General features: G+C 40.0%; 21 protein-coding genes. 13 read left to right on the top strand and 8 right to left on the bottom strand.

What is annotated here, in order from left to right; genetic code table 11:
• Positions 1 to 143 precede the first annotated feature (143 nt).
• Entirely contained in the window at positions 144 to 1,373 is a 1,230-nt protein-coding gene (locus YYK_RS04695) for a transglutaminase domain-containing protein (RefSeq protein ID WP_014735785.1), read from the top strand.
• Positions 1,374 to 1,634: 261 nt separating this feature from the next.
• Here YYK_RS04695 and rpsT read toward each other — a convergent pair whose 3' ends face one another.
• Together rpsT and coaA are read right to left on the bottom strand one after the other, a co-directional pair.
• Complete coding sequence (gene rpsT / locus YYK_RS04690) at positions 1,635 to 1,883, bottom strand: 30S ribosomal protein S20 (protein WP_012027069.1); 249 nt, start codon at positions 1,881 to 1,883, stop codon at positions 1,635 to 1,637.
• A gap of 58 nt (positions 1,884 to 1,941) precedes the next feature.
• Positions 1,942 to 2,862, bottom strand: a complete 921-nt coding sequence (gene coaA / locus YYK_RS04685; RefSeq protein WP_012027068.1) for a type I pantothenate kinase — start codon at positions 2,860 to 2,862, stop codon at positions 1,942 to 1,944.
• Positions 2,863 to 2,970: 108 nt separating this feature from the next.
• Here coaA and YYK_RS04680 point away from each other — a divergent pair, with 108 nt between their 5' ends.
• From YYK_RS04680 to YYK_RS04640, 9 genes are all read left to right on the top strand, one after another.
• Complete coding sequence (locus YYK_RS04680; RefSeq protein WP_012027067.1) at positions 2,971 to 3,561, top strand: class I SAM-dependent methyltransferase; 591 nt, start codon at positions 2,971 to 2,973, stop codon at positions 3,559 to 3,561.
• Entirely contained in the window at positions 3,558 to 4,835 is a 1,278-nt protein-coding gene (locus YYK_RS04675) for a pyrimidine-nucleoside phosphorylase (RefSeq protein WP_014735786.1), read from the top strand. Before YYK_RS04680 ends, YYK_RS04675 begins: the two co-directional genes overlap by 4 nt.
• A gap of 15 nt (positions 4,836 to 4,850) precedes the next feature.
• Entirely contained in the window at positions 4,851 to 5,513 is a 663-nt protein-coding gene (gene deoC / locus YYK_RS04670) for a deoxyribose-phosphate aldolase (protein ID WP_014735787.1), read from the top strand.
• Positions 5,500 to 5,889 (top strand): cytidine deaminase, encoded by a 390-nt coding sequence (locus YYK_RS04665; protein ID WP_002940839.1) that lies wholly within the window; start codon positions 5,500 to 5,502, stop codon positions 5,887 to 5,889. Before deoC ends, YYK_RS04665 begins: the two co-directional genes overlap by 14 nt.
• Positions 5,890 to 5,969: 80 nt before the next feature.
• The gene (locus YYK_RS04660) at positions 5,970 to 7,037 is read left to right on the top strand and encodes a BMP family lipoprotein (protein ID WP_002935274.1); all 1,068 of its coding nucleotides are present in this window, start codon (positions 5,970 to 5,972) and stop codon (positions 7,035 to 7,037) included.
• Positions 7,038 to 7,231: 194 nt separating this feature from the next.
• Positions 7,232 to 8,767, top strand: coding sequence for an ABC transporter ATP-binding protein (locus tag YYK_RS04655; protein ID WP_014735788.1), 1,536 nt, complete (start codon positions 7,232 to 7,234; stop codon positions 8,765 to 8,767).
• Positions 8,760 to 9,821, top strand: a complete 1,062-nt coding sequence (locus YYK_RS04650) for an ABC transporter permease (protein ID WP_002935270.1) — start codon at positions 8,760 to 8,762, stop codon at positions 9,819 to 9,821. Before YYK_RS04655 ends, YYK_RS04650 begins: the two co-directional genes overlap by 8 nt.
• 1 nt (position 9,822) lies before the next feature.
• A complete protein-coding gene (locus tag YYK_RS04645) occupies positions 9,823 to 10,776 on the top strand; it encodes an ABC transporter permease (protein ID WP_012775589.1) in 954 nt (317 codons plus the stop codon).
• A 155-nt stretch (positions 10,777 to 10,931) separates the two neighbouring features.
• Positions 10,932 to 11,462 (top strand): dihydrofolate reductase family protein, encoded by a 531-nt coding sequence (locus YYK_RS04640; RefSeq protein ID WP_014735790.1) that lies wholly within the window; start codon positions 10,932 to 10,934, stop codon positions 11,460 to 11,462.
• Positions 11,463 to 11,504: 42 nt separating this feature from the next.
• Here YYK_RS04640 and YYK_RS04635 read toward each other — a convergent pair whose 3' ends face one another.
• Positions 11,505 to 12,488: an L-lactate dehydrogenase gene (locus YYK_RS04635; protein WP_014735791.1), complete on the bottom strand. Its 984-nt coding sequence runs from the start codon at positions 12,486 to 12,488 to the stop codon at positions 11,505 to 11,507.
• A 188-nt stretch (positions 12,489 to 12,676) separates the two neighbouring features.
• On the opposite strand from YYK_RS04635, the gene gyrA reads away from it, so the two are divergent.
• The 3 genes from gyrA to radC all read left to right on the top strand — a co-directional run bounded on the left by gyrA (position 12,677) and on the right by radC (position 16,670).
• Positions 12,677 to 15,121 (top strand): DNA gyrase subunit A, encoded by a 2,445-nt coding sequence (gyrA, locus tag YYK_RS04630; protein ID WP_012027057.1) that lies wholly within the window; start codon positions 12,677 to 12,679, stop codon positions 15,119 to 15,121.
• A 6-nt stretch (positions 15,122 to 15,127) separates the two neighbouring features.
• Positions 15,128 to 15,877, top strand: coding sequence for a class A sortase (locus YYK_RS04625; RefSeq protein ID WP_012028210.1), 750 nt, complete (start codon positions 15,128 to 15,130; stop codon positions 15,875 to 15,877).
• Between the two features lie 112 nt (positions 15,878 to 15,989).
• A complete protein-coding gene (gene radC / locus YYK_RS04620; RefSeq protein WP_012775155.1) occupies positions 15,990 to 16,670 on the top strand; it encodes a RadC family protein in 681 nt (226 codons plus the stop codon).
• Here the strand turns inward: radC and YYK_RS04615 are convergent.
• From YYK_RS04615 to YYK_RS04595, 5 genes are all read right to left on the bottom strand, one after another.
• Complete coding sequence (locus YYK_RS04615) at positions 16,667 to 17,359, bottom strand: gamma-glutamyl-gamma-aminobutyrate hydrolase family protein (RefSeq protein WP_012028208.1); 693 nt, start codon at positions 17,357 to 17,359, stop codon at positions 16,667 to 16,669. The genes radC and YYK_RS04615 overlap by 4 nt on opposite strands.
• Positions 17,360 to 17,362: 3 nt before the next feature.
• Positions 17,363 to 18,001 (bottom strand): redox-sensing transcriptional repressor Rex, encoded by a 639-nt coding sequence (locus tag YYK_RS04610; protein ID WP_002935251.1) that lies wholly within the window; start codon positions 17,999 to 18,001, stop codon positions 17,363 to 17,365.
• A 134-nt stretch (positions 18,002 to 18,135) separates the two neighbouring features.
• Positions 18,136 to 18,339, bottom strand: a complete 204-nt coding sequence (locus tag YYK_RS04605; RefSeq protein ID WP_012775154.1) for a DUF4649 family protein — start codon at positions 18,337 to 18,339, stop codon at positions 18,136 to 18,138.
• 1 nt (position 18,340) lies between these two features.
• Complete coding sequence (locus tag YYK_RS04600) at positions 18,341 to 18,685, bottom strand: DUF1831 domain-containing protein (RefSeq protein WP_002935248.1); 345 nt, start codon at positions 18,683 to 18,685, stop codon at positions 18,341 to 18,343.
• Position 18,686: 1 nt separating this feature from the next.
• Positions 18,687 to 19,802, bottom strand: a complete 1,116-nt coding sequence (locus YYK_RS04595) for a cysteine desulfurase family protein (protein ID WP_014735796.1) — start codon at positions 19,800 to 19,802, stop codon at positions 18,687 to 18,689.
• Between the last annotated feature and the right edge of the window lie 4 nt (positions 19,803 to 19,806).

The raw sequence follows: 19,806 nt of genomic DNA, 5'->3' as shown, positions 1-19,806 counted from the left end.
ACCATAGAAAATCGAACCTAAATGTTTGGAAGTGAGGGGAATTCTTTTTCGATCTATTGAATTCTTTCCACTCCCTTTTTGTTTTGTGTAGTTCGTCAGAAGTCTCCTGATTATGTTATACTTAAACAAGAATGGAGGTAAATATGAGGAAAGTTTCTCGTGGCGTTTTAACCATATTATTATCAGCGACAGTCCTTTCTGCTTGTTCAGGAGGAGGACAAGAGCTGAGTGAACGTTTGGAAGCAGCTAAAATTGAATTTTCTAAAGAAAAAAAGCAACTAGAAGCAGAATTAACAGCATTAAAAGAAGAGGTTCAAGGAAATTTCTACTACCAACAATTGGATACTGATAAGGAACGTCGTGTCTATCTCCAATTTGTTAATGGGCTCAGCAAGCGGATGCAAGTGATCGATATTGATTCTGTTAATGATGAAATATATTCGCGCGTCTATTTTTCTGTCGCTCATGATTATCCAGAATTTTACTGGCTAACTGATGAAGCAGCAATGAGTGGCGGAGTTGATATATTGGATTTAGAAGAGCCAGTGTATCCGACTGATTTATCTCCGACACGAAATAAAATAGAAGAGGAAGTGAATAAGATACTTGCTCAGGCACCGACAGGGTCGGACTATGAGAAGGTTAAATATTTTTACGAGGTGATTATAAAGCAAACGGATTACGACCTTGGAGCCCTACAAACCAACTCTGTCACGTGGAGAAGCCAAGGAATTACCAGTGTGCTATTAGATAAGAAATCCGTTTGTGCTGGCTATAGTCGCACCTTCCAATATCTATGTAAAAAAGCAGGCATTGATTGTATCTATGTCACAGGGATTGCAAAAAATGGGCAAAACGGTGAGTTTGGGCATGCTTGGAATCTAGTCAAGATAAATGGACAATACTATGGTGTCGATACGACTTGGGGAGATCCAGTTTTTGATCAAGCTATAAGTGGAGAAGCGCATACAGATATTTCATACGATTATCTATGTGTCCCTGATGAAATATTAGAGAGAAGTAGAATTGCTGATACCGACCTACTCGACTACTGGGGAGAAGAACAATATTACGAACCTAGAGCATTGACCTATCCAAAGTGTACAGATAATTCATTGAATTACTATGTTCAAAAGGGAGTTTATTTCACAAGCTTTGATGAAGCTGCAGTTTTACAGTCCATCACTGACCAGCGACTACAAGGTACGGATAAAGTAGTCTTGCAATTCGGAACAGCAGAAGCAATGCAACAAATGATTACATTGGCCTCTACTGAAAATAATGCTATTTTTCAGGCTTTGGGCGATGTAGGAGAGTATCAGTACTATTATAATGACCAAACCTATACATTTGAACTGGCAGATTGGTTTTAAGGAATTAGTTTGAATCTCCAGGAGCGTGTTCTTCCCTAATAATAAAAAATAGGGAGTGGGAAAGACATCCATGATGGCTCCGCCTCACCCACAGAATAATGAAAACGAACATAAAGCCCTCACTAGGTGTATAATCTTAGTGAGGGCTTTACGGTTGACGAGTTAATGATGTTACTCATCGAGGGAAAACTGATCCACTTTGTCCCGCATCCTTATGATGGAAAAAATAAAAAAAAGGAAACCCAAAGGTTTCTTTTTTAATTAAGCAAGTTTTGATGCAAGACGTGCTTTATCGCGGCTTGCTTTGTTTTTGTGAATCAAACCTTTAGTTTCTGCTTTATCGATTGCTGAACTAGCAGCACGGAAAAGCTCTTCAGATGGGTTAGCTTCAAATGCTTTGATTGCAGTACGCATAGCTGATTTTTGTGCTGAGTTTTTCTCGTTTTGTTTAACGTTCAATTCAGCGCGTTTGATAGCTGATTTAATGTTTGCCAATGGTTTCACCTCCACCCTTTCTTGTACTAACTATACCATTATATCTGAAAAGAGTATTTTTGACAAGTGAAATTTATTTTTTTAGATAAATTTTATCAATCTCATGGTTTTCGGCCTTATGAAGAATAATATCAGCACGGTTTCTGGTTGGTTCAATGAATTTTTCTAAGTTAGCTAGATTAATGTTTTTCCAAGTATTCTGGGCAATAGATAGAATTTCAGGGTACGTCATCTGGGTAAAACGATGGTAATAGTTGTTAGGGTCATTTTTTGCCAATGTCAATAATTTTTGGAATCGCTCCAAGTACCAGGTTTCAATATGCTCCACATCAGCGTCAACGTATATAGACAGGTCAAAATAGTCACTGACATAGAGGCGCTGGTTTTGTGGATTTTGAAATACATTGATTCCTTCAACAATCAAGAAATCTGGAGACTTAATTTCCTGAGTTTTGTTGGGGATAATATCATAGATTTCATGTGAATAGACAGGGATTTGGCAGTCGTAGCCGTTTTTTATCTTATCAAGGAAATCAATCAATTTCTCCATGTCATAGGACTCAGGAAACCCCTTTTTATTTAACAGTTGCCGTTCTTCTAAAACCGCATTTGGCTGGAGAAAACCATCTGTTGTTACTAATTCAACCTTGGCGTATTTAAATGTCCGAGCGATAAGAATTTGCAGCAATCTACTAGTTGTTGATTTGCCGACAGCAACACTTCCAGAAACGCCAATGATAAATGGTTGTGGCTTGATAGTCTTCTGTAGAAATAAACTCTTCGTAAAATTTAGGTCTTTGCGTGCTTTCCGATAGATATGGATAAGATTAACCAAAGGAAGATAGATGTCAGAAACCTCATGTAATTGGATGCGGTCGTTAAAACTTTTAATAGAATTTAGTTCGCTTTGACTAAGTGGAATGGTAGTCTTACGATGTAGTTGTTGCCAAGTGGCTCGGTCAATTTGTTCAAAATTTAAAAATTCATTTTTCATACATAATTCTTCCTATAGGTAAGCGTTTCAATATCGATTTCATTTTATCATATTTTTCATGTAAGAAAAACTCTTGAAAACGTTTTTAGGAAATGTTATAATAAGTACATGTCCAATATGTATTACGAAAAAAATCCTACAATAGCACATGATATTCATGAAATCCACGTAAACTTACTAGACACCCCAATGTCTTTCATGACAGATGCAGGTGTTTTTAGCAAGAAGATGGTTGATTATGGTAGTCAAGTGCTTTTAAAAAACCTTTATTTTGAAAAAGGGGCATCAGTGTTGGATGTTGGCTGTGGTTATGGACCAATTGGTTTGACACTTGCTAAGGTGTTTAGTACCAAGACAACACTGATTGATATTAATAGCAGAGCTTTGGATTTAGCTACAAAAAATGCAGAGAGGAATGGTGTTATCGCTAAAATTTATCAATCAAATATCTACGAGAATGTGGACGAAACATTTAATCATATTGTTTCAAATCCACCTATTCGGGCCGGAAAATCGGTTGTACATGAAGTAATTGCTGGGGCTTTTCAACGCTTAGAGGCACACGGAACCTTGTCCATTGTCATTCAAAAGAAACAAGGCGCACCGAGTGCTAAAGCTAAGATGGAAGAGGTGTTCGGCAACTGCCAGATTATAAAGAAAGATAAGGGTTACTACATCCTTGAAAGTGTGAAAGAATGAGAGCAGTTGATTTAATTCAAAAAAAGCGTGATGGCTTAGAACTATCGTCTGAAGAAATCAAATGGTTGATTGATGGATATGTAGCTGGGACAGTACCGGATTATCAAATGTCAGCCTTAGCGATGGCGATTTATTTTAAAGGGATGTCAACGCGTGAGATTTCTGATTTGACGATGTCCATGGTTGCAACGGGTGAACAGATTGATTTGTCTGCAATTCCAGGCATCAAGGTAGATAAGCATTCTACAGGTGGTGTCGGAGATAAGGTCACACTCATCTTAGCGCCATTGGTAGCAAGTTTTGATATTCCAGTTGCAAAGATGAGCGGTCGTGGGCTTGGTCATACTGGTGGAACCTTGGATAAGTTAGAGTCAATCAAAGGATACCAGATTGAAGTTAGTCAAGCAGATTTCATCAAGCAAGTTCAAGATACTGGTGTTGCAGTTATTGGTCAGTCAGATAATCTTGTCAAAGCTGATAAACTACTCTATGCCCTTCGTGACGTGACAGCAACCGTTGACATTATTCCGCTGATTGCCAGCTCAGTAATGTCTAAGAAAATTGCCGCAGGTGCGGATGCGATTCTTCTAGATGTCACGGTGGGAGAAGGTGCCTTCATGAAGACTGTTGAAGAAGCACGGGTTCTAGCTCAAACTATGGTGGATCTTGGGAAAGCGGTTGGTCGTAAGACAGTTGCTGTTTTAACTGACATGTCTCAACCAGTTGGAACTTCGATTGGAAATCGTTTGGAAATTTTAGAGGCTATTGAAATTTTACAGGGTAAAGGTCGAGAAGATGTTACCGAATTTATCTGTGAATTAGCCCAAATTATGTTGGGGCTTGCTAATGTTGAGAAAAGCATTGAAGAAGTACGTCAACATATTGACAATGGTGCAGCATTGAAGAAATTTGAAGAGATGGTCCGTGCTCAAGGTGGTGACTTAGAAGATTTATATCGCCCAGTTCAGGTTACACAGCAAGTTCCAGTTCTTGCGGAAGAGGATGGCTATATTGTGGGACTTCCTGCTTTGGAATTTGGTCTCTTTGCAATGAAACTGGGTGCAGGTCGTGCAGTCAAAACTGACAATTTAGATTATGAAACGGGTATTGTTTTCCATAAGAAAGTGGGGGAAGCTGTTTCTAAAGGCGAACAAATCGCAACGATTTATGCCAATGAAAATATTTTGGAAAACATGCTTACAAATTTCCAAAAAAATGTTAAAATAGATAAAGAAAGTGTAAAAACGAAAGAAATCATCGAGATTATTTCTTAATGTACGGAGAAAGCTATGAAATTGAATAAATATATTGACCATACAATCTTGAAACCTGAGACAACACAAGAGCAGGTTGAAAAAATTTTAGCAGAAGCAAAAGAATATGATTTTGCAAGTGTCTGTGTTAACCCAACTTGGGTTGCTTTAGCAGCTGAAAGCTTGAAAGATAGTGATGTAAAAGTTTGTACGGTTATTGGTTTCCCTCTCGGAGCAAACACACCTGCTGTAAAAGCGTTCGAAACAAAAGATGCAATTTCAAATGGAGCAGATGAGATTGACATGGTTATCAATATCGGTGCTCTGAAAACTGGAAATTACGATTTGGTTTTGGAGGATATTAAAGCTGTTGTAGCAGCAAGTGGTGATAAACTAGTCAAAGTTATCATCGAAGCGTGTCTCCTTACTGATGATGAGAAAGTGAAGGGGTGTCAATTATCTCAAGAAGCTGGTGCGGACTATGTTAAAACATCTACAGGATTTTCTACAGGTGGTGCTACAGTAGCGGATGTTGCCTTGATGAGAAAAACAGTAGGTCCTGACATGGGAGTGAAGGCTTCTGGTGGTGCACGTTCGTATGAAGATGCTATTGCTTTTATCGAAGCAGGAGCGTCTCGTATTGGTGCGTCATCAGGCGTGGCAATCATGAATGGAGCACAGGCGGATGGAGACTATTGATTTAATTGAATTAGCTGTAAAAAACAGTCAAAAAGCATACGTACCGTACTCAAAGTTTCCAGTTAGTGCAGTTCTTGTAGCTAAGACAGGGGAAATATTTACGGGTGTAAACATTGAAAATGCAAGCTTTGGTTTGACCAATTGCGCTGAGAGGACAGCTATTTTCAAGGCTATTTCTGAAGGTGTGAAAGATTTTTCTGAAATCATTATTTATGGTGAAACAGAAAAGCCAATATCTCCTTGTGGAGCTTGTCGCCAAGTTATGGCAGAATTTTTTGATAAGGATTTAAAAGTGACCTTGGTCGCTAAAGATAAATCGACAGTCGAGATGACAGTCGGGGAATTACTTCCATATTCCTTTACAGACTTAACGTAGTCTGTATGACAGTCATTTGACTGTAGCAATATTACTCTGCAACAATGTAGTTGCAAAAAGATTTTTAGGAGGGTTCAGAAATGAACAAGAAACTTGTTGGACTGGGTCTAGCAGCTGTTGCGGCTGTATCTTTGGCTGCATGTGGTAACCGTGCTTCAAAAAGCAGTAGCTCAGAAGCATCTTCATCAGCGGACACATCTGTGAAAGCTGCTATCGTTACTGACATTGGTGGTGTTGATGACCGTTCATTTAACCAATCTGCTTGGGAAGGTCTTCAAGAGTGGGGTAAAGCAGCTAGTCTTTCCAAAGGTAATGGCTACGATTACTTCCAATCAGCTAGTGAATCAGATTATATCACAAACCTTGATTCAGCTGTTGCTGGTGGTTACAATCTTGTATTCGGTATTGGTTTTGCCTTGGAGAGTGCGATTGCTGAGGTTGCACCAAATAATCCTAATACACACTATGTAATCGTGGATAGTGTTGTTCCAGATCAAGACAATGTAGTTAGCGTAGGTTTCGCAGACCATGAAGCATCATATCTTGCTGGTGTTGCTGCAGCTAAATCAACTAAAACAAATCACGTAGGTTTCATCGGTGGTATGGAAGGTGTTATCATCGATCGCTTTGAAGCTGGTTTCGTTGCTGGTGCTAAGTCTGTAAACAAAGACATCAAGATTACAGTTGACTATGCAGGTTCATTTGGTGATGCTGCTAAAGGTCAAACTCTTGCAGCTGCTCAATATGCTGCAGGTGCAGATGTTATTTTCCACGCTTCTGGTGGTACTGGTAACGGTGTATTTGCAGCTGCTAAAGCAGAAAACGAAACTCGTAATGAAGCAGATAAAGTTTGGGTAATCGGTGTTGACCGTGACCAATCAGCAGAAGGTACATACACTTCTAAAGATGGTAAGTCTTCTAACTTTGTATTGGCTTCAACATTGAAACAAGTTGGTACTTCGGTTAAAGATATTGCAACTAAGGCAGCTGCAGGTGATTTCCCTGGCGGTCAAGTACTTCAATTCTCATTGAAAGATAAAGGTGTTGAATTGGCAGAAACTAACCTTTCAGAAGATGCTTCTAAAGCAGTTGCAGATGCTAAACAAGCAATTTTGGATGGCAAAGTAGAAGTTCCTGAAAAACCTTAATGAATTTCTTTTCGACAATTCCGATTCGGCGACCCGACGGGGCGCCGTTTTCGGGCTGAGATTTTTGTCAGTAAAGCCTATTAGCTATGGTAGGTTTTACTGACAAAAATGGTATAGTTGATGAAGAGTTTTTAAGTACTCAAAGTAGTACTGAAGAATTTTCAGAAGGCTATAGTCAGAAAGGATAATAGATTATGACTAAGGATTATGTCATTGAAATGCACAATATCACTAAGATATTTGGGGAATTTGTAGCAAATGACCACATCAATTTGAATGTCAGACGTGGTGAAATCCATGCCCTTCTTGGTGAGAATGGTGCGGGTAAATCTACTCTGATGAACATGCTTGCTGGCTTGTTGGAACCTACAAGCGGTGAAATTGTTATCAACGGTCAATCCGTGAAGATTGACTCTCCATCCAAAGCAGCCCAATTGGGTATTGGTATGGTGCACCAACACTTTATGTTGGTTGATGCTTTCACAGTTGCTGAGAACATCATTCTTGGTTCTGAAACCACCAAAGGTGGCGTGATTGACCTTAAAAAAGCTATCGCAGAAATTAAAGAACTTTCTGCTAAGTATGGTCTTGAAGTTGATCCAACTGCAAAGGTTGCAGATATTTCTGTGGGTGCACAGCAACGTGTAGAAATCCTTAAAACACTTTACCGTGGAGCAGACCTTTTAATTTTTGATGAGCCGACAGCTGTATTGACCCCTGCGGAAATTGCAGAGCTCTTGAAAATTATGAAAGCCTTGGTTGAAGAGGGTAAATCTATTATTTTGATTACGCACAAATTGGATGAAATTCGTGCAGTTGCCGATAGTGTAACAGTTATTCGTCGAGGTAAATCAATCGAAACAGTTGCCGTTGAGGGAGCAACAAACCAAGATTTGGCTGAGTGGATGGTTGGACGTTCCGTTTCCTTTAAAACAGAGAAAGTTGAAGCAAATCCTAAAGAAGTCATTTTGTCAATTAAGGATTTGGTTGTCAATGAAAACCGTGGTATTCCAGCAGTTAAAGGCTTGTCGCTTGATGTTCGAGCAGGTGAGGTTGTTGGTATTGCTGGTATCGACGGAAATGGTCAAAGTGAGTTGATTCAGGCAATAACTGGTTTACGTAAGGTAAAATCTGGCTCAATCACTATCAAAGGTGAGGAAGTAGTTGGTAAAACTCCACGTAAAATTACAGAAATGCAAGTGAGCCACGTTCCCGAAGATCGTCATCGCGATGGACTCGTTCTTCCGATGACTGTTGCTGAGAACTTTGCGCTTCAAACTTACTATAAAGAACCGATTTCAAAAAATGGTATCTTGAACTATAATATCATTAATGAAAAAGCACGCGCGTTAATGGAAGAATTTGACGTTCGTGGGACAAGTGAACTCGTCCCAATCAAGGCTCTTTCAGGCGGTAACCAGCAAAAAGCTATCATCGCGCGTGAAATCGATCGCAACCCAGACCTTTTCATTGTTAGCCAACCAACACGCGGTTTGGACGTTGGTGCTATTGAGTATATTCGTAAGCGTCTTATTGCAGAACGTGATAAGGGTAAAGCTGTTCTTGTTGTCAGCTTCGAATTGGATGAAATTTTGGATGTATCAGATAGAATTGCTGTTATCCATGATGGTGTCATCCATGGTATTGTTGAACCTGCTAAGACCAATAAACAAGAGTTAGGTGTCTTGATGGCAGGTGGACATATTGAGAAGGGAGAAGAACATGCTTAATAAATATAAGAATTTGGCCCTTCCATTAATGGCTGTGGTCAGCGGTATCCTACTTGGAGCGATTGTCATGCTTGTTTTTGGCTACGATCCAATTTGGGGCTATGAAGAGTTATTCTATTCAGCTTTTGGTAATATCAAATCAATTGGTGAAATTTTCCGTGCAATGGCACCACTTGTTTTCACTGCTCTCGGTTTCGCAGTAGCTAGTCGTGCAGGTTTCTTCAACGTTGGTTTGTCTGGTCAGGCCTATGTTGGTTGGGTTTTTGCTGGATGGTTTGCCTTGGCAAATCCTGACTTACCACGCCCAGTTTTGATTTTGGGAACAGTCTTAATTGCCATGTTGGCAGGCGGTATTGCTGGAGCTATTCCAGGTATTCTACGTGCCTATTTGGGAACAAGTGAAGTTATCGTTACGATTATGATGAACTACATCTTACTCTATTCATGTAACTATATCATTCGTGATGTATTTGCAGATAGTTTGATGAAGAATACAGACTCGACAGTTAACGTGTCAGCAAATGCCTCTTACCAAACAGAGTGGCTCCGTGCATTGACAGATAACTCACGTATGAATATTGGTATTTTCTTTGCCATTATTGCAGTTTTTGTGATTTGGTTCCTATTGACCAAAACGACTCTTGGTTTTGAGATTCGCTCAGTGGGGCTTAACCCAACAGCATCGGATTATGCAGGTATGTCTGCTAAACGTACGATTATTCTATCTATGATTATTTCAGGTGCTCTTGCGGGTCTTGGGGGAGCTATCCAAGGTTTGGGTACTTTCCAAAACGTTTATATCCAAAGCGGTAACTTGGATATTGGTTTTAATGGTATGTCAGTAGCGCTTTTAGCTTCTAATTCACCGTTAGGTATCCCATTGGCTGCCTTTCTATTCGGTGTTCTTTCTGTCGGTGCCCCAGGTATGGTACGTGCACAGATTCCACCTGAATTGATCAACGTTGTTACGGCATCAATCATTTTCTTTATCGGTGTGAAATTTATTTTTGAACAATTATTAAAATCTAGAAATAAAGCGAAAGGAGCGAAATAAGATGAATGTTTCAATTCTTGCCTTACTCATTTCGCAAATGTTGATTTATTCAGCACCCTTAATCTTTACCAGTCTTGGAGGAGTTTTCTCTGAACGCGGTGGTATTGTAAACGTTGGTCTAGAAGGAATCATGGTTATCGGTGCCTTTGCTGGTGTTGTTTTCAATATCGAATTTGCAGGGACATTTGGTAATGCTACTCCATTATTAGCTGTTATTGTAGGAGGTCTTGCTGGTGTTGTCTTTGCCGCCATTCATGCGATGGCGACGATTAATTTCCGTGCAGACCACGTTGTATCAGGTACGGTGTTGAACCTTTTGGCTCCAGCATTGGGAGTTTTCCTAGTCAAGGTTATCTATAATAAGGGGCAAACTGATAGTATTACTGAATCATTTGGTAAATTTTCATTCCCTATCTTGGCAGATATTCCAATCATTGGTGAAATTTTCTTCAAAAATACAAGCTTGATGGGTTATGTAGCTATTGCAACAGCATTTCTTGCTTGGTTCATCCTTTATAAAACCAAGTTCGGTTTGCGCCTTCGTTCAGTAGGTGAACATCCGCAGGCAGCAGATACTTTGGGAATCAATGTCTACGCTATGCGTTATGCAGGTGTGTTGATTGCTGGTTTCCTTGGTGGTGTTGGTGGAGCTGTAAGTGCTCAATCAGTGAATATCAACTTCTCTGCAACAACAATCGTAGGTTCAGGTTTCATCGCTCTAGCAGCTGTAATTTTCGGTAAGTGGAATCCAATTGGTGCTATGCTTGCCAGTCTATTCTTCGGTCTTTCGCAAAGTTTGGCAGTAGTGGGTGGACAATTACCAGGATTGAAAGATATTCCAACGGTTTATCTTCAAATTGCACCATATTTGATTACTGTTATTGCTCTGTCTGCTTTCTTTGGTAAAGCAGTCGCTCCTAAAGCAGACGGTATCAACTATATCAAATCTAAATAAAAAGGTCCACTGGACCTTTTTATCATGTTCTTTGCTGTACAGGAAATGAATAATTGTCCTATTCAAAGGAAGAGGAGTTATAGGGACTTTTGGTTGAGAATAGGAAGAATGACTGGTATAATAGTTTGTCACTAAGGTATGAAATGAGGTTAATTGTGAGACGATTGGTGTTAAATATTGCAATGAGTTTAGATGGATTTATTGCACGTAAGGACGGAAGCTACGATTGGATTGAAGGACATGGTACCGATAAATACGATACAGTCTTACAGTTTGATAATCAAAAATTCTTTAACAGCTGTGATACAGTTGTGATGGGGAGAAAATCATTAGAAGATTGTCCGTTGGAAATGATTGAAGGATATCAGGAAAAGCAATTTATCGTTGCGAGTCATACCGAGCAGACGGACTATGGTAATGTGCGTTTCGTAAGGGACATCATTGGGGAGATTATGGAACTTCGTTCTAGAGAAGGTGGAGATATTTGGTTGTTTGGTGGAGCAAGTCTGGTTCAGGACTGTTTAGAGGCGGGAGTGATTGATCACCTTATTATTGGGATTATTCCTACTATTTTGGGTGACGGTATTCCACTTTTCGCCTCACTTTTGGAAGAAAAGAAATTGCTCTTGGTAGAGTCCACTGTCACAGATGGAATTGCTATGTTACGTTATGATATTAGAAGGTAAAAAAGGCGAGCTATTGCTCACCTTTTTTACTATTTTATATAATTAGTTTTTAACACCAGCTGCAATTTCTGGGTTTGCGAAAGCATCATCGATGATGTCTTTTAATTGTTTAGCAGATGCTTGCATTTTTTGCAATTCAGCTTCGCTCAATGGGATATTGACTGGACGAACGATACCGTGGGCACCGATGATAGCAGGTTGACCGATGAAGACATCTTCAACACCTTCGTATTGGCCAGCTTGGTAAACAGACAATGGAAGTACTGCATTTTCATCATCAAAGATTGCTTTAGTGATACGTGCAAGTGCAACACCGATACCGTAGTAAGTTGCGCCTTTTTTGTTGATGATTGAGTAGGCTGCATCACGAACAGATACAAACAAGTCAACAAGACCTTGCTCATCAATATCGCGGTTATCTTGCAACCAGTCGTACAATTTCACACCAGCAACGTTGGCATGTGACCAAACTGCAAATTCTGAGTCACCGTGCTCACCCATGATGTAAGCGTGAACTGAACGTGCGTCGATACCGATTTTCTCAGCCAATGCTTGACGGAAACGAGCTGAGTCAAGAGAAGTACCAGAACCGATAACGCGTTCTTTAGGGAAACCAGAGAATTTCCAAGTTGAGTAAGTCAATACGTCAACAGGGTTAGCAGCAACAAGGAAGATACCGTTGAAACCAGATTTAACGATTTCAGTAACGATTTGTTGGTTGATACGAATGTTTTTCTCTACCAATTCAAGGCGAGTTTCACCTGGTTTTTGTGGCAAACCAGCTGTCAATACAACCAAGTCTGCGTCATGAGCATCTGAATACTCAGCAGAGTAGATTTTTTTAGGGAATGTGAAGGCCAATGCGTGGCTCAAGTCTTCTGCATCACCTTGAGTACGGTCTTTGTTGATATCGATGATACCCAATTCTTGACCAATCCCTTGGTTAACAAGAGCATAAGCATAAGCAGAACCTACGGCACCGTCACCGACAAGGATTACTTTTTTGTGTTGTTTAGTTGCAGTCATTGCTAAACATCTCCTTAGTTTTATTTGGGGATGACTTCATCCCGACCATAATACATTCTAGCATGTTTTAAGCTTTTTGTCACTTGTGAAAGCGCCTTTGAAAATGTTTACATGCTAGTTTCCAACAAAGAAATTTATTCGCCAATATGGTATAATAGAAGCACAATGACTGTTGAAAGAGGCATATAATGCAAGATAAAAATTTAGTAACGGTTAATCTGACCAATGAGATGAAATCATCCTTCATCGACTATGCGATGAGTGTTATCGTTTCACGTGCTCTGCCTGATGTACGTGATGGTCTGAAGCCGGTTCATCGCCGTATTTTGTATGGGATGAATGAATTAGGAATTACACCGGATAAACCACATAAAAAATCAGCCCGTATCACAGGGGATGTTATGGGTAAATATCACCCGCATGGAGATAGTGCGATTTACGAAGCAATGGTTCGTATGGCGCAATGGTGGAGCTACCGTCACATGTTAGTTGATGGTCACGGAAACTTTGGTTCCATGGATGGCGACGGAGCAGCCGCTCAGCGTTATACAGAAGCACGCATGAGCAAGATTGCGCTTGAAATGCTTCGTGATATTAACAAGAATACGGTAAATTTTGCGGATAACTATGACGCGAGTGAACGTGAGCCAGAGGTTTTACCTGCTCGTTTCCCTAACCTTCTGGTTAACGGAACGACTGGTATCGCCGTTGGTATGGCTACCAACATTCCTCCACACAACTTGGGTGAGACTATCGAGGCAGTTAAGCTGGTTATGGACAATCCCGAGGTAACAACACGTGAGATTATGGAAGTCTTGCCTGGACCAGATTTTCCGACAGGTGCCTTGGTTATGGGGAAATCTGGAATTCACCGTGCTTATGAAACTGGTAAAGGTTCAATAGTTCTTCGTTCCCGCACAGAAATTGAAGAATATGGAAATGGTCGTGAACGCATTGTTGTTACAGAGTTTCCATACATGGTCAATAAGTCCAAGGTTCAAGAACATATTGTCAAATTAGTCCAAGAAAAACGTATTGAAGGAATCACTGCTGTTCGAGACGAATCCAACCGTGAGGGTGTACGATTTGTTATCGAAGTTCGTCGTGATGCTTCTGCTAACGTTATTTTGAATAACCTATTCAAGCAAACACAGCTTCAAACCAACTTTAGTTTCAACATGTTGGCCATCCAAAATGGTGTACCGAAAATTCTTTCTGTACGTCAGATTCTAGAGTCTTATATTGAACACCAAAAAGAAGTAGTCACTCGTCGTACACGATTTGATAAAGAAAAGGCTGAGGCGCGTGCTCATATCTTAGAAGGCTTGCTGATTGCTCTTGACCATATTGATGAAGTCATTCGTATTATCCGTAATTCAGAAACTGATGCTATTGCTCAAGCTGAATTGATGGAGAAATTTGACCTTTCTGAACGTCAGAGTCAGGCTATTCTTGATATGCGTCTTCGTCGTTTGACAGGTTTGGAACGCGACAAGATTCAATCAGAATATGATGAGTTAGTGGCCTTGATTGCAGATTTGGCTGACATTCTAGCTAAGCCTGAGCGTGTTGTTCAGATTATTAAAGACGAATTAGAAGAAGTCAAACGTAAATATGCTGACCCACGCCGTACAGAATTGATGGTTGGTGAAGTTCTATCCCTTGAAGATGAGGACTTGATTGAAGAAACGGATGTTTTAATCACCTTGTCAAACCAAGGCTACATCAAGCGTTTGGCACAGGATGAGTTTCAAGCTCAGAAGCGTGGAGGACGTGGGGTTCAAGGAACTGGCGTCAAGGATGATGATTTTGTACGAGAATTAGTCTCTACAAGCACTCATGATCGCTTGCTCTTCTTCACTAATAAGGGACGTGTTTACCGTCTCAAAGGCTATGAAATCCCAGAATATGGTCGTACTGCAAAGGGACTTCCAGTGGTCAATTTGCTTAAATTGGAAGAAAACGAGGCAATTCAAACCATTATCAATGTAACTAAGGACCAGGAGGCAGATAGCTATCTCTTCTTTGCAACCCGCCAAGGTGTTGTAAAACGGACTAGTGTGTCAGAATTTGCCAATATTCGCCAGAGCGGTCTGAAAGCTTTGAATTTGAAAGAAGACGATGAACTCATCAATGTTTTCTTAACAAATGGCCAAGCAGACATTATTATGGGGACTAAGTTCGGTTATTCTGTACGTTTCACTGAAACAGATGTTCGTAATATGGGCCGTACAGCAACAGGTGTTCGTGGTATCAATTTACGTGAGGGAGACCAGTTAGTTGGCGCTACTATGATTTCTGATGACCAAGAAGTACTCGTATTGACGGAAAAAGGTTTTGGTAAACGTACACCAGCCAGTGAGTATCCAACCAAAGGTCGTGGTGGTAAGGGTATCAAGACTCTTAAAGTTGCTGATAAGAATGGTTCTCTGGCAGGTTTGACAACGGTATCTGGTGATGAAGATATTATGGTTATTACCGATACTGGTGTGATTATTCGTACAAGTGTTGCCAATATCTCTCAAACTGGTCGTTCAACCATGGGGGTAAAAGTGATGCGCTTGAATGGTGAAGCGAAAATCATGACCTTTGCCTTGGTAGATGCTGCCGAAATTAAAGAAGAAAAGGAATAAATAGTCATGTCAAAACGTGAAAACAAGAAGAAGCGTAAAGGTTCTTTTTGGCGCAATCTTTTAACAGTTGTATTGATACTGATTTCCTTGGCATTGATATTCAACACCTCTATCCGTAATTTTATTATCGGCTGGAATACGAATAAATACCAGATTAGCAATGTTACGACAGAGGATATCGAAAAGAATAAACAGGCTGAGACAACATTTGATTTCGAACAGGTTCAGTCTATTTCTACAGAAGCTATTTTAGCAGCTCAGTGGGATGCACAACGCTTACCTGTAATTGGTGGGATTGCGGTTCCCGAGCTTGGTATCAACCTTCCTATTTTTAAAGGGGTCTTCAATACTTCGCTCATGTATGGAGCTGGTACCATGAAGGAAAACCAAGAGATGGGGAAAGGAAATTATGCGTTGGCCAGCCACCATATTTTTGGTGTAACTGGTGCGGCAGATGTTCTCTTTTCACCGCTTGATCGTGCTAAAAACGGCATGAAAATCTATATTACTGACAAGACCAATGTTTACACCTACGTTATTGATAGTGTGGAAATTGTTTCGCCTGAAAGTGTCTATGTCATTGATGATGTAGAAGGACGTACAGAAGTTACGTTAGTGACATGTACGGACTATTATGCTACGCAACGTATTGTTGTAAAAGGAGTTCTTGAATCAACCACTCCATATAATGAAACGGCAAAAGACATCTTAGATTCCTTCAATAAGAGTTATAATCAGTATGATTATGGACAATAAAACATCTATATATTAAGGATAAAGAAGTGGTATAGGACTGAGGAGATAATCTTTGGTTTTATATGGCTTCTTTTTTGCAAGATTTTACGAATAGATAGGTGAGGAGGAAATTATGTATCAAATTGAATTTAAAGAAGAGGCCTTTCTACCTAGAGAACGTTTAGTAGAAGTTGGAGCTGAGCGTCTCAGTAATCAGGAACTACTAGCAATTTTTATTAGAACTGGGACAAAAAAAGAACCTGTTTCTATTCTCTCCAATAAATTATTGAATCGTTTGGAGAGTTTAGCGGCTCTAAGAGAACTATCAATTGAAGAATTGCAAAGTTTGACTGGAATTGGGCGCGTCAAGGCGATTGAAATTAAGGCTATGATTGAACTTGGAAAACGTATCAATCAATCAGAGCTACTCTTAAATGAGAGAATTTTGGGAAGTGAGAAGTTGGGACGTAAGATGATTCATGAAATCGGGCATAAGAAGCAGGAGCATCTAGTTGCACTTTATCTCAATACACAGAACCAGATTATCAGTCAAAAAACGATTTTTATTGGGAGTGTTAATCGTAGCATTGCAGAACCACGTGAAATTTTGCATTACGCAGTAAAATGTATGGCAACATCGATTATCATCGTTCATAACCACCCGTCGGGTTCAGTACAACCTAGTAGGAATGATTTGCTATTTACGGAGAATTTAAAAGAGTCCTGCGAAAAGCTAGGACTGGTATTATTAGATCATTTAATTGTTGGAAATAAGGATTACTATTCTTTTAGAGAAGAAAGTGAGTTATTTTAAAGTTTATTGACAATATAGTGGAAGAGGTCTTTTTCAATCTCACGTTTACCGTAGAGTAGTTCAGGATGCCATTGAACCCCTAAAAATTTAGTTGGGTAGGCTGAATGAACTGCTTCAATAATCTGTTGATTATCTGATAGTGCAATGATTTCTAAGTCAGGGGCTAAGTCTTTGATAGCCTGACGGTGAAATGAGTTCACACTCGGATCGGACTCATATATGTCGTAAAGTGGACTATTTTGAGTCAGTTGAATCGTTTGACTGACTTCTTGTCCGTCTATGTCTTGCCAATGTTCAGAAATTGATTGATGAAGGCTACCACCTTGAGCTACATTGTAGAGCTGTAGACCTCGGCAGATACCGAAGATAGGTTTCTGATTTTCTTGGGCAGCCCTTATGAGGGCTAATTCAAACTCGTCACGCTTTGGTAGATAATTATCGCTGTCAATAGTCCTTTCTTCGTGATAGTAACTTGGCTGGACATTTTGTCCTCCTGTTAGGATGAGTTTGTCAATAAGATGAATATAATATTTTGCCAAATCTGGCTCTGTAGCTGGAAGGATGAGTGGGAGCCCACCAGCATCTTCAATAGCTTGTACGAGGCAAGTCTGGGTATAAGAAAGCAGGGGTTCTGTATGATCCCCTGTTTTATATTCATTTCCAGAAATACCAATAACTGGTTTTTTCATTGCTTATCCTTTTCGCATAAAGTAGAGTAGTGTCTGTAATTCACTAGTCAAATCAACATACTGAACAACGACATCTTTTGGGACAGACAAGTTAACTGGTGAAAAGCTCAGAATTCCCTTGACACCAGCTTCAACAAGAATATCGGTCACTTCTTGTGCCTTGACGCTGGGTACCGTTAGAATGGCGGTCTGAGAGTTTGCTTCGCTGATACGTTCCTTGATTTCTGAGATTGCATGGATTGGGATATTTTCATCTGTCGTTCCAACAGCTGGATTATCATCTGCTTCAAAAGCCATGACTATTTTCATTTTATTTCGTTCGTGGAAGCGATAGTGTAGTAAGGCCCGCCCCATATTCCCAACACCTACAAGCATAACATTGGTGATGGAGGTATCATTTAGAATATCCGCAAAGAAATCCATCAACTCTTTGACGTTGTAGCCAAAGCCACGACGACCAAGCTCTCCAAAATAGGAAAAATCTCGGCGGACGGTAGCTGAATCGATTCCGATAGCTTCGGCAATTTCTTTTGAACTAGCTTTTTCAATATTTCCTGCATAGAAACGTTTAAAAATGCGATAGTAGAGGGATAGACGTTTGGCAGTAGCGCGTGGAATATCAGATTTTTTATCGTTTTTCACTTTAGACTCCTTTATTTCGATAGAATACGCTTTATCGATTATTTATATATTAAACAGTTCTTTATTCTATTCTAGTCCAAGTTTGTGAAAAAATCAACAGATTGATTTTAAAAAAAGATTAAACAGGAAACTGTCTAATCTAGTGTTTGTAAATAGCGATAGAGATCTCCGATTGTCCCTTTGTAATCCAGAGCTTGTCCGTTTTGTGTAATGCTGGTAACTGGATAATAGTCTGGGAGGGTTAAGCAACCGGAAAAAGCCAGAATGGCTGCATCCTTATTCTCAAATGTTTGGATACGTTCTTGCTTGTAAGCGTCAAGATAGTGAATTTCAATCATACTAACTCTCTTTTGTAAAGATGTCACGGTCAATCAAGCTATCCATGAGGAAATAGAATTTTTCTTGAATAACCTTGTTACTTTCTGGCTTAAAAATGTTTACCAGATGAAGACCAGACTTGTCGGTAATGTTAATTTTAAAACCAGTTAGGTCTTGATTGATAATAATTTTCAAGAGGAATCCTTGGTTTGAATTTGGAATTTCTTCCAGAAGACGTGTAAGCTGATAGTGACCTGCTTTGGTTTGTTCAAAGGTGTTATCACGGAGTGTATATTTTTTGATAGCAGGGCTAATGTGATAAGTAAAATTACAATCTTTTAAGGTAACTGATTGTTGGAATGCCATTTTAACCTCCAAGTATTTTCTTTAGTTCGATGATAAGAGTATCTATCTCTTCTTTTGTATTGATTTCAGATAGGCTGATACGAATGGATTCTTTCAGACGATGGGAGTCTTTTCCATACATAGCTTCTAAAACATGGCTATTTTGGACAACACCTGCCGTACATGCAGAACCGCTAGAAACAGCAATACCTGCCAAATCTAGTTGCATAAGGAGTTGTTCATTAAGTTTACCAGGAAAACCGATATTAAGGACATGAGGGAGATGAGGTCCAGCCTGATTGAGATAATAGTCTAAGCCAGACAATCCCTCGATAATATGTTGTCGCAGTTCACTGACATGTTGATGATGCGTATCTAAGGACTCATATTGTTCTGTTAGGGCAGTCGCCATAGCAGCAATAGCAGGGAGATTCTCAGTACCTGCTCGATGTTGTTGTTCCTGCTTTCCGCCGTGGATCAAGGAATCAAATTTATGAACTTTACTATACAGGAATCCCATCCCCTTTGGACCATGGAATTTATGGGCAGAGGCCGCGAGCAAGTCAATTCCGTAGTCAGATGGAGATATTGCGATTTTTCCAATTGCTTGGACAGCATCTACATGAAAGACGGCCTGATGATCGGCTAGAAGCTTTCCAATTTCCTTGATGGGAAGTAGCTGACCGGTCTCATTGTTAGCAAACATGACGCTGACTAAAATAGTATCTGGTCGAAGGGCATCCTGAATTTGTTGAGCGGTGATTACTTGATTGACTGGTTGGATATAGGTTACCTCGAATCCAAACCGATCCTCTAGATACTGCATGGTATGGAGGACAGCATGGTGTTCGATAGCCGTAGTAATCAGGTGTTTTCCTTTGGATTGATGCGCAAGTGCATAGCCTTGAATAGCTAAAGTATCAGCTTCGGAGCCTCCAGATGTGAAAATAATTTGTTCAGGAGAGGCGGAGAGAATCTGAGCAATCTCTTGACGACTTTGTCTAAGACATTGATTGGCTTTCCGACCGCTTTGATGAATACTGGAGGGGTTTCCATAATTTTCTTGAGCCACTTCCATCATCCGTTGGAGTGCAGTAGGAGATAGAGCAGTGGTTGCTGCATTATCTAAATAAATCAAAGAG

Origin of the sequence: Streptococcus suis S735, assembly GCF_000294495.1 — a bacterium.
GTDB classification, from domain to species: domain Bacteria; phylum Bacillota; class Bacilli; order Lactobacillales; family Streptococcaceae; genus Streptococcus; species Streptococcus suis.
Note: the sequence above shows the minus strand (reverse complement) of the source record. Positions and strands in the feature narration are given on the sequence as shown.

Excerpts from the sequence above, each read along its gene's own strand:
- YYK_RS04645 (WP_012775589.1), top strand. The coding sequence starts at position 9,823 with ATGAATGTTTCAATTCTTGCCTTACTCATTTCGCAAATGTTGATTTAT.
- YYK_RS04635 (WP_014735791.1), bottom strand. The coding sequence starts at position 12,488 with ATGACTGCAACTAAACAACACAAAAAAGTAATCCTTGTCGGTGACGGT.
- YYK_RS04655 (WP_014735788.1), top strand. The coding sequence starts at position 7,232 with ATGACTAAGGATTATGTCATTGAAATGCACAATATCACTAAGATATTT.
- YYK_RS04680 (WP_012027067.1), top strand. The coding sequence starts at position 2,971 with ATGTCCAATATGTATTACGAAAAAAATCCTACAATAGCACATGATATT.
- YYK_RS04605 (WP_012775154.1), bottom strand. The coding sequence starts at position 18,339 with ATGATTGAAATTCACTATCTTGACGCTTACAAGCAAGAACGTATCCAA.
- deoC (WP_014735787.1), top strand. The coding sequence starts at position 4,851 with ATGAAATTGAATAAATATATTGACCATACAATCTTGAAACCTGAGACA.
- YYK_RS04650 (WP_002935270.1), top strand. The coding sequence starts at position 8,760 with ATGCTTAATAAATATAAGAATTTGGCCCTTCCATTAATGGCTGTGGTC.
- YYK_RS04660 (WP_002935274.1), top strand. The coding sequence starts at position 5,970 with ATGAACAAGAAACTTGTTGGACTGGGTCTAGCAGCTGTTGCGGCTGTA.
- gyrA (WP_012027057.1), top strand. The coding sequence starts at position 12,677 with ATGCAAGATAAAAATTTAGTAACGGTTAATCTGACCAATGAGATGAAA.
- radC (WP_012775155.1), top strand. The coding sequence starts at position 15,990 with ATGTATCAAATTGAATTTAAAGAAGAGGCCTTTCTACCTAGAGAACGT.
- YYK_RS04615 (WP_012028208.1), bottom strand. The coding sequence starts at position 17,359 with ATGAAAAAACCAGTTATTGGTATTTCTGGAAATGAATATAAAACAGGG.
- YYK_RS04665 (WP_002940839.1), top strand. The coding sequence starts at position 5,500 with ATGGAGACTATTGATTTAATTGAATTAGCTGTAAAAAACAGTCAAAAA.
- YYK_RS04600 (WP_002935248.1), bottom strand. The coding sequence starts at position 18,685 with ATGGCATTCCAACAATCAGTTACCTTAAAAGATTGTAATTTTACTTAT.
- YYK_RS04625 (WP_012028210.1), top strand. The coding sequence starts at position 15,128 with ATGTCAAAACGTGAAAACAAGAAGAAGCGTAAAGGTTCTTTTTGGCGC.
- YYK_RS04675 (WP_014735786.1), top strand. The coding sequence starts at position 3,558 with ATGAGAGCAGTTGATTTAATTCAAAAAAAGCGTGATGGCTTAGAACTA.
- YYK_RS04695 (WP_014735785.1), top strand. The coding sequence starts at position 144 with ATGAGGAAAGTTTCTCGTGGCGTTTTAACCATATTATTATCAGCGACA.
- coaA (WP_012027068.1), bottom strand. The coding sequence starts at position 2,862 with ATGAAAAATGAATTTTTAAATTTTGAACAAATTGACCGAGCCACTTGG.